We start from the raw sequence: 14,503 nt of genomic DNA, 5'->3' as shown, positions 1-14,503 counted from the left end.
CCAACATCCGGCTGCTCTCGCTCCACAATTCGCCCCTCGACGTCGCGAGACCAGACATAGAGCACTCGGCTGAAGTTTTCAGACAGGTAGGGGATCAGGGAATTTGAAAAGGAGTCGCGGAAAATGACCGCTCGTGGCAGTGCAGCGCCCGGTACCCCATGGGCTAGCGGTTTTTGTTCCCGCTCGAGTTGGGCGTAGTGCTTTGTCTTCTTTCCCATCAATATTTTAGAGCGCGGATCGAGTTTGATCAACTGCGGGATTTCTTCGCGATAGACATCGCTCAGACCCACCATGGATGTGAGACCAATCCCGCGGCCGAGATACCGGTTCAGTTTCACTTTGACCGGTTGCAGGTTGTCGGCGAATTGCGGCAGCACTACCGCCACCGCGGCCAGGATTTGGCGATAGGCGAGATAGGCGCCGACATCGTTCCAGTGGGTATCGGTCTTGTGATAGACCCGTTCCTTTTGCTTGGCCTCGAGCAGGACCGGCATCAGGTCGACCACCTGCACAGTCGAGTGCTCTTTCAAATATTTGGCGAGTTGGGCGTGCTGTTCTTCGACGCCAACACGAGGCAGATGGTCTGGCATGTACTCGGAGTAGATTTGATGTTTGTTCGGGGCGAGCACCAATATGAACGCGACACCTCGTGCCGCCAGCCAATCGCGCCTCTCTTCGAGCACCTGTCGCCAGGTCTCCAGTTGCTCCGCATCAAAGCGCGCAATCCCGCGGTATTGCGCGACTGCCGTTGGGTCGTTGACGAAGAACCAACCCTCTTTGCCGACGATCAATTTTTCCGACGGCGAGGCGCCCAACCAACCCACCTTGACCCGGGCATGTAGCGAGATCATGAAATCGCGAAAGGCGAGATGATCATCGAGATAGCCTTCCAGTCCTCTCACGTATTCGACGAGCCCGCCACCGTCTGCTCCATAGCTGGGCATGGTTGCCAAATAGCGATTTTCGGACTTTGCGATCGGTCCAGGATCGAGGACCAGGGACAGCGTGGACCACGCCACCAAGGCGAATAGGAACAGGACGATGGTCGTCGAAGTCTCGATTGACTTCGCTCTTGAGGGCTGCGTTTTGGTCTCAGTCATTTTAACTTCTCTGCTCTGCGTATTCCGCAAAGCGATCCTCGAGCGCACATTTCAAAATCGAAAATAAACAAACGGACTGTGGGTCCCCGCAACCAACGAAATCGAACTCCCGACGAACACCCACACCAAGCCCGCAACACGAACCAGGGCGAATCCGGCGGGCCCCGCCCACGCGTGCACGCGCTTGCGCGCTGCCCCCATCCACGCACCCGAGAGCACCACCGCAATGGCGAGCCACAGACCGAGCTCGAAGTCGAGGTAGAGCGCGAGGGGATATTCGACCCCTACGAAAGCTCCCTGCCCGAACATCGCGGCCAGAAAATCGATTGCATGCGAAAGATCGTCGGCGCGGAAGAACACGAACGCGATCCAGACGACGAGCAGCGTGTATCCCTGGGCGACGGGGCGCCACAGCCGATTCAGCAGGCTGCCGAAGGCGGTCCGCTCGAGAGCGACGAACATCCCGTGGACGAGCCCCCAGACGACAAAATTCCAATTTGATCCATGCCAGAGGCCACAGAGCAAGAAGACCACCATCAGGCTGAAGAAGCCCCGACCGGCAGACCTTCGCCCCGAGGTCAGGGGAATGTACAAATAGTCGCGGAACCAACTCGAGAGCGAGATATGCCAGCGACGCCAGAACTCTTGCAGAGAACGCGAGATGTAGGGGGCGTTGAAATTTTCGGGGATGTGAAAGCCGAACATGCGACCGAGTCCGATCGCCATGTCGGAGTAGCCCGAAAAGTCAAAGTAGACTTGCAGCCCGAAACACGTCACGCCCAGCCAGGCGACGGCGGGATCGAGCGCGGCCACGGGGATGGCAAAGATACGGTCGGCCGTGACCGCGAGCTGATCTGCAATCAAGACCTTCTTGCCCAGCCCCACCACGAAGCGTCTAATTCCGATCGCAATGTCTTCAGCGGTCGCGTGGCGCGAGATCAGCTGCGCCGCGACGCCGCGATAGCGAACGATCGGCCCGGCGATCAGTTGGGGGAACAGTGCGACGTAGAGTCCCACGCGAAACGGACTGCGCTGGGCCGACGCATCTCGACGGTAGACGTCGACTACGTAGGTCATCGCCTGAAAGGTAAAGAACGAAATGCCGATCGGGAGATGAACGGGGTCGATGTTGATCGGCGCGACGCCCAAAGGCCCGAGCAGCGCATTCAAATTGTCGACGACAAAGTTCGAATACTTGAAAACGGCAAGAATGGACAGATTGAGCGCGATCGCGAGCGCGAGGATCCCGCGCTGCTCCGGGCGTCCCCGGGTCCCTTCGATCCAAAGTCCAAAGGCGTAGTTGAGCGCGATCGAACCGATCAAAATCGCGGTATAGGCGAGTTCGCCCCACGCGTAGAAGAACAGGCTCGCGGCCAACAAGACCCCATTCTGCAGCGAGGTCCGGCGCAACGAAAGAGCGAGCAGAAGCACCGAGGGCAGGAAGAAGACCAGGAAGATGGGAGAGCTGAAGAGCATCGACTACGCCGACTCCCGGGTCGAAACCATGTTCGCAGGCGTTTGTCCCGACAGGATCTGCGCCACGCCGCTGGCCGCCAGTCGCACCATCTCGCTGCGTGTTGCCAGCGTTGCGCTGCCGATGTGTGGAAGCAAGACCGTGCGCGGCGCGGCGAGCAAGCGTGGGTGAACCTCGGGCTCTCGTTCGTAGACATCCAGGCCCGCCGCAAACAGTCGGCCTTCCTCGAGCGCGATGGCAAGCGCTTCTTCATCGACCACCGGACCGCGCGCGGTGTTGACCAGCACTGCGGACTCTCGCATCAAGCCGAGCCGGCGGGCGTCAATCAAATGCTTTGTTTCGCGACTGCCCGGGACGTGGAGGCTCAGGACATCCACCCTCGGGAGCAGTTCGTCGAGAGCAGCGACATATCCCTCACAACCGGTATCGCGACGAGCGTGATGCAGGACCTGCATGCCAAAACCCGCGGCGCGACGGGCGACGGCCTTTGCGATGCGTCCATAACCGACCAACCCCAGCGTCGCCCCATGCACGTCGCGCCCCAGAAACTGGTCGATGACGAAACCGTTCCAGCGATCGCCCCGAAGATCGGACTCCGCATTGGAAGTGAGCCGCGACGCGGCCAGGATCAAGAAGAATGCGAGATCTGCGGTGGTTTCGTCGAGCACCCCGGGTGTGGCGCAGACTTTGATCCCAAGTCTCTCGGCGGCCGCGAGGTCGATATTGTCCACGCCGACTGCCACGTTTGCGACGACCTCGAGCCGGTCTCGACCGGCTTCGAGCACCGCCGCATCCATCTTGTCCGTGAGCAGACAGATCACCGCATCGACGTCTTTTACCGCGGCGCAGAGTTCGCCGTGTTCGAGGGTGCGATCGTCGTCGCTGCCGTAGACGATTTCGTGGTCTCGCAAGAGCGCGAGTCCGTCTCCGGGCAGACGACGAGTTACGAGAACGCGGGCCATGAATTTCAGACCGATCCGCTGCCTCGAGCGGGTGGCCCGAGGCGAATCAACTCAAATTTTAGAATTTTGCCCACGCGGCTCTCCCTTTATGCGCATGATCTGTGCGAACGTCGCGAGTACGTTCTCGCTGAACGTTAGGACAGACTGCATGGACCGCACGGAGAGCCCAAAACCAGACTTCCGCGACAGCATCACCGTGGTTACGGGTCTCCCGCGCTCCGGCACATCGTTGATGATGCAGATGCTGGAAGCGGCCGGGGTTCCGATCCTGTGCGACGACGAGCGGAAACGCGACTCCTCCAATCCGAACGGCTACTACGAACTCGCCGCCGTCAAGGCCACCGCGCGCGACACGTCCTGGGTTGCCCGAGCGCCGGGACACGCGGTAAAGGTCATCCATGCGCTGGTTCCAGTTCTTCCGCGCGACCGTTCCTATCGCGTGATCTTGATGCTGCGAGATCTGGCCGAGGTGATCGATTCCCAGGCGCGAATGCTTGCGGCCAGGGGTCAGCCAGCGGGGGAACTGCCCGAGGCGCTACTCGCGGAGATCTTCGCGGCACAGCTCGACGAAACCCGGCAGACCCTCGAAGCAGGCGCGTGCTTTGACTGGATCGAGGTACAACACGGTAATCTGATCGAAGACGGCCGGGTCGCGGCCCAGCGGGTCAGCCAATTTCTTGGCCTCTGCGATCCCGGCTCCAGTCCCGACACGGCACGAATCAAGGCCATGAGCGCAGTCGTCGACCCAGCCCTGTATCGCGCGCGCAAACAGACCTAGCAGCCCGTTGAAAAACCCTTCGGTCGCCAGGCTGCTAGCGGGCAAGAGATTACACTCACTCGCTGCATCACGTATTCTAGACATTCGACCCGCTAGGAAAGAGACTTTGAAAAACTTGGTGTTCATTGCCCTGCTCGCGATCACCCTCACCGGCACTGCCGCGCAAGCCGCAGAAATCTCGATCGTCGTGACGGTGCATCCCCTGGCGTTGTTGCTCAATGAGATCGGCGGCGATCGGGTTGCAGTCCATGTACTGGTTCCGCCGGGTGCGAGCCCGCACAGCTTCGAACCCAAGCCGAGTGACCTCGTCCGCGTCGCGCGCGCGGACGCCTTCTTGAACGTGGGAGGCGGCCTCGACGATTGGGCCGCGAGGCTCTTTGCAACGGCCCACGACGACGGACAACCAACGGCCGTCTCATCACTGCTCGGCCTGGTGGGCCGCGAAAGCCTTTCCAGCGATCGCCATGCAGGCAGAGCCGATGATGAACATACCCACGGCCACGAGCGCGGAGACGATCCTCACATCTGGCTCGACCCGATCCTGGTCCAAGCAGAGATCGTTCCAGCGCTGGAGGCATTGCTGATCCGCCACGACCCGTCGGGCGAAGCGCATTATCGATCCCGAGCCGCGCGCTTCCGCAATGACCTCGACCGACTCGACGGTGAAATCCGCCAGCTGCTGGGAAGCGAGGCTCGTCACTACGTCGCGTTTCACAATGCCTGGCGCCACTTCGCGGCACGCTACGGGCTCGAGGAAATTGCCGTGGTGCAGGAGATGGCCGGGGAAGAGCCGACACCGAGGGAACTCGGCAACCTCGTGCGCGCTGCACGTCGCGCAAAGCTGCGGGCCATCCTGGTCGAGCCGCAACTCAACCCCAGGCTCGCCCAAACCCTGAGCGCCGAGTTTGGCGGAACTACGGTGCTGGTAGATCCACTCGGCGACCCCACGGACAGCGAGCGCTCGACATACCGGGGGCTTCTGCGCTTCAATGCGCGGGCGTTTCGCCTGGCGATGATGACGACATCGCCACCAACAACAACAACACCAACAACGCCAAGGCGCACCGCGGAGGACCGATGAGCACAGCGAGCATCTCCGAGCAGCCCGAAGCAGTCGTTCGCTTTGACAACGTGTGCGTTGATCGACGAGACCGGCGCGTACTCGAAGGCATCAGCTTTCAAGTCAAGGCGGGCGCATTCGTCGGGCTCGTCGGACCCAACGGTGCGGGCAAGACGACCCTGCTCAAGACCATGTTGGGGCTCGTGCAACCGACTTCGGGCAGCATCGTGATCCTGGGGCAATCACCGAGCCGCGATCACCGGGCTCCAGCTGGGGTCGGCTACGTCCCCCAAAGACCCTCGATCCCGGCGTACTTTCCCGCGAACGTTGTCGATGTCGTGGGCATGGGCCTCCTGCGCGGCTTGAAACTCTTTTCTCGGCCCAGCAAAAAAGACCGCGCTGCGGTGATGCGCAATCTCGAATACGTCGGCATTGCCGATCTCGCAAAGCGAGCGGTGGGGGAACTCTCGGGCGGTCAACAGCGCCGGGTCATGCTCGCTCAGGCGCTGTGTGCCAGCACGCGCTTGTTGGTCCTGGACGAACCCACGATCGGACTCGACCTGCCGGCAGAGCACGAGTTCTACGCCCTGCTCCGCCAGCTGCAATCAGAACTCTCTCTTTCGGTCATCGCGGTCTCGCACGATCTCGTGGCACTTGCGGGAGAGTGCGACGAACTCGTCTGCATCAATCGCCAGATGCACATTCACGGGCACCCCGAAGAAGTCATTCACAGCCACGCCATTCAAGAGGCGTACAGCTGTGAATTTAATTTTCTTGCGGGAGAGATCGCTCACCACGAGTCGGGAAATCACGCACATACTTCCGACGAACAGCTTCCCCTGCTGCCGGAGCCGGGCGATCCACCCGAGAACGAGAACTAGGCAATGTTTGAATTTGCCTTCATGCAGCGAGCCCTGGTCGCCGCGGTGCTGGTCGGCGTGGTCTGCGGCGTCCTCGGCTTCTTCGTGATCTTGCGCAAGCTGTCCTTCATCGGCGTCGGCATCTCCCATTCGGCGTTGGGCGGCGTCGCGGTGGGCTTGCTGTTGGGGATCCATCCGCTGTTGGCGGGAGGGGTTTTTGCAATCGCGGTGGCGCTGGGTATTGCCTGGCTGGGACCGCGGACCCGGCTCAGCGAAGACGCGATCATCGGCGTGTTCTTCTCGGCCTCGATGGCGCTGGGGGTCGTGCTCTTCAGCCTGCAGCGCGGCTATCAACAAGATCTCTTCGCCTACCTGTTTGGAAACGTGTTGGCGATTTCGAGCGGCGAACTCTACACCCTGGGCGCAGTCGGCGTCGCTATCGTCGCAACCCTTGCCCTGGTGTTTCGCCAGTTACTCTTCGTCTCCTTCGACGAAGAGATCGCCCGGGCCTACGGGCACCGGGTAGACGGCCTCAATGCACTCTTGTTGATCCTGGTCGCCCTGACCGTAGTGATCGGCGTACGCCTGGTGGGGGTATTGCTCATCCAGGCACTACTCGTGATTCCAGCCGCCGCCGCTGCCTTGTGGACCAGCCACTACCGCGATCAATTGCTGCTCTCTACGCTGTTCGGTGCGGGCTGCGGGGTCTGTGGCCTGGCACTCTCGTATCAACTCGACATCGCCGCGGGAGGCACGATCGTGCTGGTGGCGACCGGGGTCTTCGCCATCAGCGCACTGCTGGGGCGAGGTCGCGCCTGAATGGTCGAGCTCCTCACCCTGGCCGCTGTGGCGTTCGCGACTTCGATCCTCTCGGCCATCATCGGTATGGCGGGGGGGATTACCCTGCTCGCGGTGATGCTGCTGTTTTTCGATCCCCTGATCGCCATTCCCCTGCACGGCGTGGTACAGCTCGTCAGCAACAGCTCCCGGGTCGTCATTCACCGTCCACACCTGCGCTGGGATCTGATCTGGCGCTACGGCGTACTGCTACTGCCAATGGGATTTGTCGGAGTGGAGATTTCTCAGCAACTGCCCCCGGCCTTCACCAAGGGGTTGATCGGCGTGTTCGTTCTGGCCGCCACCTGGGCACCCAAGCTCCTGCTGCTCGGGGCGCATCCGGAAGACAGCGATCCAAAGCGACGCTTCCTTTTGTTGGGCGGTGCGGTCGGGGTACTGAACACCACGATCGGCGCCACCGGCCCACTCATTGCCCCGTTCTTCTTGAACTTGGGACTCACCCGATTTGCCTTGATCGGCACCAAGGCTGGCTGCCAGGTCCTTGGACACCTCGCCAAACTCGTGATCTTTGGCGTGGTTGGTTTCGCCTATCTAGAATATGCACCCTTGCTCGTGGCCCTATGCCTGAGCGTTGTCGTTGGGACCCTGGTTGGGAGCAAGCTGCTGAATCGCGTAAATGAGCGCTGGTTCGTACGGCTCTACAAAACCGTGTTGACCGTGATTGCTATCTATCTCGTCGTCGGCGAAATCGCGCGGTGATGCGCGTCAAACTGGAGAACGAAGCTTGAGTTCCCTTCGCGTCCAGTTCATTCACGGCCTCGAGAGCAGCCCGCAGAGCACCAAGGCGAAAACCCTCGCCGAACAATTCGAAACCTTGACTCCGGCCATGCAGACCGACAATTTTGAAGGCTGCGTCGCACAGCAACAGCGAGCCCTGGAAGAGTTTCGACCCAATGTGATCGTGGGGTCGTCCTTTGGCGGCGCAGTGGCGGTCGCGCTGCTTCAACGCGGGTTTTGGCACGGCCCGACCCTGTTGCTCGCCCAGGCAGCGCTGCGCAAAGATCTGGCCTGCGAACTACCCGAGGATGTGCGGATCTGGCTGGTCCACGGAACCCGGGACGAGATCGTCGACCCGGAGGACAGCCGCCGCCTGGCCCGCTGCGGATCGCCTGACCTCGTGCGCCTGATCGAAGTCGACGACAATCATGTTCTGAGGGCGAGCGTGCTTGACGGGTTGTTGGTGCAGTGGGTGCGAGAGATCATTGCAGCTGGCGATTCAGTCGGGAGCTAGCTTCAATCCGGCGTTGCTGTCGCGCGAGGAACGCTAGACTCCGCGGTCATGCTGCGAAGCCCGACCTCGTCTCCGGATCGTTCCACGCCTTCATCGAGCTGCGCGCTCATTCTGGTCTTACTGATTGCAAACTTGTCGGCCTGCGCCGCGCCGATCGGAGTCAAGCGCGTTGATCCGAAGAAAGTCCATCGCGAACTCACGAGCGATGTACTCACCACCGGTGAACTGAGTTCGAGCACGGCCAATCTCTTGCGCTACACGAACCTCTCCGAGGATTACTCGAAGCGTCCGGACGAGGTCATCAACCTGATTCACAAAGTGATCGTGGCTCATGCGCTTGCCGGTGAGCCCACCTCCCGCGGCGCAATGATCGCGCTTGCCGAGTTGTCGTTCCATCACGCGACCGAATCCAAGAATCGGCAATACTTCATCATCGCAGCGATTTACTCGTGGTTCTATCTATTTCCAGAAAATCACGATTTCGATCCCGATCCACTCGACCCTCGCACGCGGCGGGCAGCGAACCTCTATAATCGAAGTCTGACGCTGGCCTTGATCGACGAAGGCGACACGATTCGCTTCGAAGAACGAACCGTCGAGCTTCCATTCGGAAAGGTCACGATCGAACTGGAGCCTTCGAGCCTCGTATGGGGCGATCGTCGACTCGTAGAATTCATCCCCGTGTCCGAATTCGAAGTACGGGGGTTTCGCAATCGCTATCGACGAAGCGGAATCGGCGCTCCACTGGCGGCAAAACTCGAGCCCATCAACCCCGATGCGGTGCGCGATTCGTATCTTCCCAAGCGACTGCGCCTACCCGTTACAGCGGTGCTCCACTTCGAACGGGACGATCAGGCCCTCGCCAACGGAGAGTTGCGAGCAACGCTCCGGGTCTACGCGGCGGCCGATCGGGAATCGATCGATATCGGCGGGCGAACCGTGCCGCTCGAACTCGAACCCACTTCGACCCTCGCCTCGATGCTCGCCGAAGAAAACCCCTTGTGGCGCGATTTCAAAGCGTTCTTTGCCGGCGACCGCGCGCGTCTCCGGGAAGGACTCGCGTCGCTCGAACCGTATCGCACGGGCCGCATCCCGGTGGTTCTGGTTCACGGGACGTTTTCGAGTTCGTCGACCTGGGCCGAGATCCTGAATGACCTGATGGCCGACAAGGAAATTCGAAAACACTTCCAGTTTTGGATCTTCGACTACAACACGGGAAATCCGATCGCCTACTCGGCCTGGCTCCTGCGAACAGAAATTACGCAGTTGCTGGACAGCATCGATCCGGAACGCACCGACCCCGCGCTCCAGCGCATGATCGTGGTGGGTCACAGTCAAGGCGGCTTGCTCACCAAATTGACCGCAGTCGACTCGGGGCTCAAGTACTGGCGGCTACTCACGGACACAGATCCAGACGAAATGAAGCTCAGCGAAGAAAGCCGCAAGATTCTCGAGGGCGCGCTAATCGTGAAGCCGGTACCCGAAGTAGAGCGCGTGGTATTCATCGCGACTCCACATCGCGGCAGCTATCTCGCCAACTTCGACATCGCAAAATGGATCAGCCGCTTTGCCCAGGCGCCGCTGAACATTGCGACGGCGACCTACGAATTCGCGACGATCGACCAAGACGCAGCGTCGAGACGAAAGATCGCACGCGTGTCTGGTTCTTTGGACAACATGAGTCCTGGCAGCAAATTTCTCGAAGCGGTGAATTCCACACCGGTCATCGACTCAGTGGCGATTCATTCCATCATCGCGGTCGACGGAGACGACCCACTCGAGACCGCTTCGGATGGGGTCGTGAAGTATCAGAGCGCACACATCCAGGACGTCGAGTCCGAACTCATTGTGCCCTCGCCCCACACCTGCCTCCAGCACCCGTGGACGATCGCGGAGTTGCGCCGAATCCTGCTGGGACACATCGGGTTGAAGCGTGCTGGACCGGAAGAGTTCGCCCTGCCCTGACCTCGCTCAAGTGTCGGAAACCGACGCTTGCCGCGACTGATACACACTCACGAGACGCGCGATCAAGATCGCCAGGAAGAGCGGCCCCACAACAGCTTCGGTCGTGGACAGCACTCGGGCGGCGTGGCTCACGGGGTGAATGTCGCCGTAGCCCAGGGTCGTAAGCGTCGTGAAGCTGAAGTACTGCAACAGATTTTCGAGGTGTTGTCCCATGCGTTCGGCGGCGGCGGCCAAGGGTACGTCGCCCAACATGTAGGAACCGCCGTTGTACTTCTCGACAGCCACGTGAAGGCGCGTGAACAGCACACCCAAAAGGAGGTAGACATTGATGCCGCCCAGGATGTGATCGACGCGTACACGACTTTGTGAAAATATGTCCGTCAGGATATGAGCCACGATCAGAAGAAAAAAGCAGGCCACTATGACGGGCCCGGCGACCGTCAACCCGATTCCATCGATCCAGCGGGATAACAGGCTCGGGATTGCGATGATGAGTGCCGCCCAGAGGAAATGACGACGACCGCTCGTCCGCAGAATCCCCACAATGATGAGTGCAGACCAGGCAATCCGATTGATGACACTTTCGGTACGATGTCCGGGCAAAAAGGGCACGACAACGAGGAGCAAGAGGAGCACCGCAAGCAAAACCGCGTTACCCCCCAAATCGTCGAGGAAGGAGTTCGAAGCAGTGGAAGAAGTCGTTTCTTCTGAGTCGCCGTCACGCACCATCGGTCGTTTCCCCGGCTCACGAGCGTTCGATGCCGGCGAGAGAGTAGGCGACACACGGGCGGTCCTGCACTGCCTTCGATTTTTTTTGTGCCTCGCCCTGTTGGTGTCTTTGGTGGGTTGTCGATCAGCCCGCCATACGGTCGAGCCGTACCGAAGCGATCTCGAAGCAGCCGACAGCCTGGAAACGCGTGCGAACGAGTTCTGTGCATCGCGCCGCGCCGCCAACCCACCGCACATGTTCGTCACGGACGGCTGCTCGATGTTTCCCGATTCGGACTGGGTGGAGTGCTGTGTCGAGCATGACATCGAATACTGGTGCGGTGGATCTGCGGACGAACGACGTGCCGCAGACCGCGCGCTACAGGCCTGTGTAGCGAAGACAGGCCGTCCTACCCTCGGATGGTGGATGGACAAGGGCGTGCGAATGGGTGGCGTCCCGTGGGCCCCCACCTCCTGGCGCTGGGGTTATGGGTGGAATTGGCCGACCGGCTACGAGGCTCAGAGCAAAGAAGAAGATTCTTCAGCCAAATAGCTGCGGCGGCCTACTGCTCCGGGTAGAGTAGATCGGTAGCAGAGACTGTGCTGATAATTATCAGGGCGTCTTGGTCGTCTTGGTCGTCTTGGTCGTCTTGGTCTTGGTCGTCTTGAAAGACGAGGGGAAGACGGGGCTCCAAGGCAAGTGATCGATCCGATTGGTATCAAGGAGGCGGCGCAATGCACGGTTTTCGCGGAAGGCGCAATGGCGCATCAACCGCAGCAACAGTCACGCTGGTGGCCATCACCGCGTTGTTCACTGGTGGATTCGGCTGCGGGGACGCACCCCCTCCTGCCGCGCCTGAAGCTGTTCAGCCCGTAAAGATCCTTGAGATCTCGGGCGGTACGAACGTCGAAACCCTCGAGTTTCCGGGCGAGATTCGCGCCGCACAACAAGCCGAGCTGGCGTTTGAAAACGCGGGGAAGCTGATCGAACTTCCAGTGCTCGACGGTCAAGAAGTCGCCCTGGGTGAAGTCCTGGCGCGCCTCGATCCACGCGACTTTGAGGACATGCGCGACGCCGAGAACGCAAAACTAGCAAATGCCGAGGCCGACCTCTCGCGCGTCAAAGCGTTACACGCAGCAGATGTCGCGTCACAACAGGAACTCGATCGAGCGCAAAGCCAATACGATGTCGCGCGTGCAGACGCCAGTCGGGCGCTCAAGAAAGTGGAAGACGACGCGGTCATCACCGCACCGTTTGCGGGGACCGTCGCAAAGGTACTGGTCCAAAACTTCCAGAGCGTCCAGGCAAAACAAACCATCGTGTTGATTCAGGACACATCGACCCTCGAAGTCGCCTTCGCGATCCCCGAATCTGCACTGGCGGGCCGCCGCCCCGGCAGAGGGAAGCAGGAGCGCAACGCCCTGCTGCAGCCGAGAGTCATTGTTTCGTCGATCCCGGGACGAAGCTTCCCGGCGAGCGTGAAAGAATTCTCGCCCACGGCCGACCCGACCTCCCGTACTTTTCAAGCGGTCGTCACCTTCAAGAAGCCCGCGGACATCACGATTCTGCCGGGCATGACCGCTTCGGTACGGCTCAATTCCCCGGACGGCGGCGACGGCGGGTCGGGCATCATTCAGATCCCGGCGACTGCCGCGTTGGCGGACGAGCAGGGCAAGGCATATGTATGGAAGGTGGACCCGTCGAGCATGCAGGTCAGCCGCTCTCCGGTGGAACTCGGCCCGCTCACGGGCAAGAGTGTCACGGTGACGAGCGGCCTGGCAGGTGGCGACTGGATAGCGGTGTCGGGCGTGCACCAGCTGCGTGAAGGCATGCGCGTCCGCCGGCACCAGGGTTAACCAAGAGCGGAATCCAGCAGATGAATCTTGCCACCTTTGCAATCCAGAACCGCGTCTTCACGCTGACCCTCACCGTCCTGATGATTGTGGGAGGTCTCCAGACCTTTCAGGGTCTCTCGAGACTCGAGGATCCCGAATTCACCATCAAAGACGCCCTGGTGATTACTCCCTACCCCGGCGCCTCGGCGACCGAAGTCGCAGAAGAAGTCACGGATGAACTCGAGATTGCCGTGCAGCAATTGGGGCAGCTCGACGAAGTCAGCTCGAAATCTGATCGCGGACTCTCGACGCTCACCGTTACGATCAAGGAGCAGTACGGGAAAGAGGATCTCCCGCAGATTTGGGATGAGTTGCGACGCAAGGTCAGTGACGCCCAAATCAATCTACCGCCCGGCGCCGGTCCCTCAATCGTAGTAGACGACTATGGAGACGTGTACGGCGTCTTCGTAGCGGTATACGGCTCCGAGTATTCCTACGCAGAACTCAAGAAATACGTCGATCTCCTGAAACGTGAGCTTCTGCTCGTCGACGACGTGGCGAAGATCGCGACCTATGGCGAGCGTAAAGAATCCATCTACGTGGAACTCTCGCGGGATCGAATGGCTCAACTCGGCTTTTCTGTGGCGGCCATCGCCAGTGAGCTGCAGCAGAAAAACGAGGTCGTCGATGCGGGCCGGGTGAGAGTGGGTCGCGAATTCATTGCAATCGAGCCATCGGGTTCTTCGACAACGATCGAGCAGTTGGAAGGAATCTTGCTGCGCGGCGGCGATCAGCAGATCTACCTGCGCGATGTCGCGACCGTGCGCCGGGGCTACGTGGATCCGCCCGATCATCTGATCCGCTTCGACGGAAATGCCGCGATCGGCCTGGGGATCTCGACGGTGTCGGGCGGCAACGTAGTCGCGATGGGTAAAGCGCTGCGCAAACGCATGGATGAGCTGCGAACCCAGACCCCTCTCGGGATCGAATTTGGAATCGTTTCGCTGCAGTCAAAAGCGGTCGAAATGGCAATTTCGAGCTTTGTCCTGAGCCTCGCCCAAGCGGTCGCGATTGTGATCGCGGTCCTGCTGTTGTTCATGGGCGTTCGCAGCGGTTTGCTGATCGGGTTCATCCTGGTGCTCACGATCAGTGGAACCTTCATCATCATGGCACCCATGGGAGTCGCACTCGAACGCATCTCGCTCGGCGCACTCATCATCGCGCTGGGGATGCTCGTCGACAACGCAATCGTGGTCGTCGACGGCATGCTGATCCGGCTCGGCAGAGGTGAAAAGCCCGAGGAAGCCGCCGCGAAGGTGGTGTCACAGACTTCAATACCGCTGCTCGGAGCGACGGTCATTGCCGTGCTCGCATTTGCCGCCATCGGCACCTCGGACGATGCAACCGGCGAGTTTTGTCGATCGCTCTTTCAGGTAGTACTCGCTTCACTGATGCTGAGTTGGTTGACCGCCGTTACCGTAACCCCACTGTTGTGCGTAATGTTCCTCAAAGTTCCCGCCGCGGGCTCGGACGGCGTTGAGGATCCCTATGCCGGACGCTTCTATGTCGTTTTCAAGGGATTTCTACGCAACTGCATGCGGATGCGCTGGCTCACCGTAAGTCTGGTCCTCACGATGTTCGGTGCCTCGATCTGGGGCTTTGGCTACGTGG

Annotated in this window: 14 protein-coding genes; 10 read left to right on the top strand and 4 right to left on the bottom strand. The window is 60.4% G+C overall.

Annotation, left to right across the window (positions count from 1 at the left end; all coding sequences use genetic code 11):
- The 3 genes from IH881_17960 to IH881_17950 form a co-directional block, all read right to left on the bottom strand.
- On the bottom strand, positions 1-1,100 hold a 1,100-nt coding region (locus IH881_17960; protein ID MCH7869584.1), incomplete at its 3' end, for a hypothetical protein.
- Positions 1,101-1,151: 51 nt separating this feature from the next.
- Positions 1,152-2,576 carry an MBOAT family protein gene (locus IH881_17955; protein ID MCH7869583.1) on the bottom strand — a complete coding sequence of 475 codons (1,425 nt, stop codon included), beginning with the start codon at positions 2,574-2,576 and terminating at the stop codon, positions 1,152-1,154.
- Positions 2,577-2,579: 3 nt separating this feature from the next.
- Positions 2,580-3,536, bottom strand: a complete 957-nt coding sequence (locus IH881_17950; GenBank protein MCH7869582.1) for a D-glycerate dehydrogenase — start codon at positions 3,534-3,536, stop codon at positions 2,580-2,582.
- A gap of 148 nt (positions 3,537-3,684) precedes the next feature.
- On the opposite strand from IH881_17950, the gene IH881_17945 reads away from it, so the two are divergent.
- The 7 genes from IH881_17945 to IH881_17915 all read left to right on the top strand — a co-directional run bounded on the left by IH881_17945 (position 3,685) and on the right by IH881_17915 (position 10,288).
- Positions 3,685-4,314, top strand: coding sequence for a sulfotransferase family protein (locus IH881_17945; GenBank protein MCH7869581.1), 630 nt, complete (start codon positions 3,685-3,687; stop codon positions 4,312-4,314).
- Between the two features lie 106 nt (positions 4,315-4,420).
- The gene (locus tag IH881_17940; GenBank protein ID MCH7869580.1) at positions 4,421-5,395 is read left to right on the top strand and encodes a zinc ABC transporter substrate-binding protein; all 975 of its coding nucleotides are present in this window, start codon (positions 4,421-4,423) and stop codon (positions 5,393-5,395) included.
- Positions 5,392-6,255 carry a metal ABC transporter ATP-binding protein gene (locus IH881_17935; GenBank protein MCH7869579.1) on the top strand — a complete coding sequence of 288 codons (864 nt, stop codon included), beginning with the start codon at positions 5,392-5,394 and terminating at the stop codon, positions 6,253-6,255. The genes IH881_17940 and IH881_17935 overlap by 4 nt, the downstream gene beginning before the upstream one ends.
- Positions 6,256-6,258: 3 nt before the next feature.
- Positions 6,259-7,053, top strand: coding sequence for a metal ABC transporter permease (locus IH881_17930; protein ID MCH7869578.1), 795 nt, complete (start codon positions 6,259-6,261; stop codon positions 7,051-7,053).
- Positions 7,054-7,791 carry a sulfite exporter TauE/SafE family protein gene (locus IH881_17925; GenBank protein ID MCH7869577.1) on the top strand — a complete coding sequence of 246 codons (738 nt, stop codon included), beginning with the start codon at positions 7,054-7,056 and terminating at the stop codon, positions 7,789-7,791.
- Between the two features lie 25 nt (positions 7,792-7,816).
- Entirely contained in the window at positions 7,817-8,323 is a 507-nt protein-coding gene (locus IH881_17920) for a hypothetical protein (GenBank protein ID MCH7869576.1), read from the top strand.
- Positions 8,324-8,371: 48 nt separating this feature from the next.
- Positions 8,372-10,288 carry an alpha/beta fold hydrolase gene (locus tag IH881_17915; GenBank protein MCH7869575.1) on the top strand — a complete coding sequence of 639 codons (1,917 nt, stop codon included), beginning with the start codon at positions 8,372-8,374 and terminating at the stop codon, positions 10,286-10,288.
- A 6-nt stretch (positions 10,289-10,294) separates the two neighbouring features.
- On the opposite strand, the gene IH881_17910 is transcribed toward IH881_17915, so the two are convergent.
- On the bottom strand, positions 10,295-11,017 hold the full coding sequence (locus IH881_17910; protein ID MCH7869574.1) for a two pore domain potassium channel family protein: 723 nt from the start codon (positions 11,015-11,017) through the stop codon (positions 10,295-10,297).
- Positions 11,018-11,129: 112 nt separating this feature from the next.
- On the opposite strand from IH881_17910, the gene IH881_17905 reads away from it, so the two are divergent.
- The 3 genes from IH881_17905 to IH881_17895 all read left to right on the top strand — a co-directional run.
- Positions 11,130-11,549: an FAD-binding oxidoreductase gene (locus IH881_17905; protein MCH7869573.1), complete on the top strand. Its 420-nt coding sequence runs from the start codon at positions 11,130-11,132 to the stop codon at positions 11,547-11,549.
- Positions 11,550-11,731: 182 nt separating this feature from the next.
- A complete protein-coding gene (locus IH881_17900) occupies positions 11,732-12,853 on the top strand; it encodes an efflux RND transporter periplasmic adaptor subunit (protein MCH7869572.1) in 1,122 nt (373 codons plus the stop codon).
- A gap of 20 nt (positions 12,854-12,873) precedes the next feature.
- Positions 12,874-14,503, top strand: a 1,630-nt coding sequence (locus IH881_17895; protein MCH7869571.1) for an efflux RND transporter permease subunit, incomplete at its 3' end; no start/stop codon positions are given.

The organism is Myxococcales bacterium (genome assembly GCA_022563535.1).
Lineage (GTDB): Bacteria > Myxococcota_A > UBA9160 > UBA9160 > UBA4427 > DUBZ01.
This window is presented reverse-complemented; position numbering and strand designations above follow the sequence as displayed.

What these genes read in the sequence shown, in the direction of transcription:
- IH881_17955 (MCH7869583.1), bottom strand. Translation starts at nt 2,576, where the DNA reads ATGCTCTTCAGCTCTCCCATCTTCCTGGTCTTCTTCCTGCCCTCGGTG.
- IH881_17950 (MCH7869582.1), bottom strand. Translation starts at nt 3,536, where the DNA reads ATGGCCCGCGTTCTCGTAACTCGTCGTCTGCCCGGAGACGGACTCGCG.
- IH881_17945 (MCH7869581.1), top strand. Translation starts at nt 3,685, where the DNA reads ATGGACCGCACGGAGAGCCCAAAACCAGACTTCCGCGACAGCATCACC.
- IH881_17935 (MCH7869579.1), top strand. Translation starts at nt 5,392, where the DNA reads ATGAGCACAGCGAGCATCTCCGAGCAGCCCGAAGCAGTCGTTCGCTTT.
- IH881_17930 (MCH7869578.1), top strand. Translation starts at nt 6,259, where the DNA reads ATGTTTGAATTTGCCTTCATGCAGCGAGCCCTGGTCGCCGCGGTGCTG.
- IH881_17925 (MCH7869577.1), top strand. Translation starts at nt 7,054, where the DNA reads ATGGTCGAGCTCCTCACCCTGGCCGCTGTGGCGTTCGCGACTTCGATC.
- IH881_17915 (MCH7869575.1), top strand. Translation starts at nt 8,372, where the DNA reads ATGCTGCGAAGCCCGACCTCGTCTCCGGATCGTTCCACGCCTTCATCG.
- IH881_17910 (MCH7869574.1), bottom strand. Translation starts at nt 11,017, where the DNA reads ATGGTGCGTGACGGCGACTCAGAAGAAACGACTTCTTCCACTGCTTCG.
- IH881_17900 (MCH7869572.1), top strand. Translation starts at nt 11,732, where the DNA reads ATGCACGGTTTTCGCGGAAGGCGCAATGGCGCATCAACCGCAGCAACA.